The following is a 1,606-nucleotide window of genomic DNA, read 5'->3' on the forward strand; positions in this document are numbered from 1 at the left end:
TCTTTTTTTTTCAAGACCAACTAAACGGGCAAGGGGTCTCCCGTTATAATCGCGTGATTTAACGGGAGGGGAATTGCGCGACGGGGTCTAGAGGAGATCGTCAGTGGTACAATAACATCATGCGATTAACCTATTGCTACAGAATCAAACCGAATGCCGAACAGATAGCTACGATGGAAAGGTGGCTAGAACTGTTGCGTCGTCACTGGAACTATGCTCTCGGGCAACGGCTTGATTGGTTAAATCGGACTCGTTGTTCTATTGACCGTTGCAGTTTAGAAAAAGAGGCAATAGGTGAAATTCCGCAAGTCGTCAACTACTACACTCAGCAAGCAGCACTGAAGGAAACCAAGAAGCTGTTCCCTGAGTACAAGCAAATCTATGCCGAAACTCAACAAGTTAACCTACAACGACTAAATAAAGCATGGGATAGATGGCGTAAACCTGACAAATCTGGAAAACGCGGAGGGAGACCTCGGTTCAAGAAGCAAGGTCAACTACGGTCATTTGTGTTTCCACGGGTCAACAATGCCAAAGCAGGAGCGCATCTAAATGTTTATTGGGCTGCGCCCAAACATTTATCAAAGGATGGCGTGCTTAAGCTGAGTCGAATTGGTGAAATACCTGTGGTAATTCACAGACCTATTCCGAATGGGTTCACCTTGAAGCAATGTACCATCATCAAAAAAGCAGACGGTTGGTATGCCTGTTTTTCAATGCAAGATGATAGAGTCCCTGAGTTGTTACCTATGGATTTGGTTAAATCTGCTGTCGGTATTGACGTGGGTTTAGAGAAATTCTTAACAACATCAGACGGTGATGGGATTGAAATTCCTCAATTTTATCGTTTGACTCAGAATAAACTGGCTAAGGCACAACGAGTTCTGTCGCGCCGTGTGAAGGGTTCCAAAAACTGGGAGAAGGCTAAACATAAAGTTGCTTTATTGCACTTACACCTAGCCAGATGTCGAAAGGAATTTCACTATCAAGTTGCACATTGGTTATGTAGTAAATATGATTTGATTGGGTATGAAGATTTAAACATCAAAGGACTCGCTCGGACTAAATTAGCCAAATCGATACATGATGCTGGATGGGGGTTATTTTTGGAGATCTTGCAAGCAGTGGCGGTCAAACGCGGCTTGTTAGTCCAGAAAGTCAACCCACGGGGTACAAGTATTGAGTGTTTCAATTGTGGAAAACGAGTAGAGAAGGACTTGAGTGAAAGAGTTCATCATTGTCCGAGTTGTGGGGTCAAGGTTGACCGTGATTGGAACAGTGGTATTAATATTTTGAATCGTGCATTAATGGCGGTTGGACTGCCGCTCAATGGCTGTGGTAAATCGGTACAAGGTACTGAGGAACAGCAAGTCTCATTTGTGAATCTGAGAAGCCTACATCATAATCTTTGATTTGATGTAGGAGTGGTCACAAACCTTATTTACTGCTATGGCAAAATCACCGTTCTCTGTTGGTATTGGAGACTTTTGAGATTAAGATTGCCTCTGAAGCCGTTCTGCTGAATGGATAAAATCGTTCCAGGCTAAGAATTAATAGGAGCATCAAAACCTGTACTGGCCAAGGTGCCATAGCAAAACCAAATATT

General features: G+C 43.3%; 1 protein-coding gene. It reads left to right on the top strand.

All coding sequences use genetic code 11. The features are described 5' to 3' along the window. Nucleotides 1-119: 119 nt before the first annotated feature. Nucleotides 120-1,412 (top strand): transposase, encoded by a 1,293-nt coding sequence (locus F6K53_RS41050; protein ID WP_293086031.1) that lies wholly within the window; start codon nucleotides 120-122, stop codon nucleotides 1,410-1,412. Nucleotides 1,413-1,606 lie beyond the last annotated feature (194 nt).

The organism is Moorena sp. SIO4A1 (assembly GCF_010672065.1).
Classification (GTDB): Bacteria; Cyanobacteriota; Cyanobacteriia; order Cyanobacteriales; family Coleofasciculaceae; genus Moorena.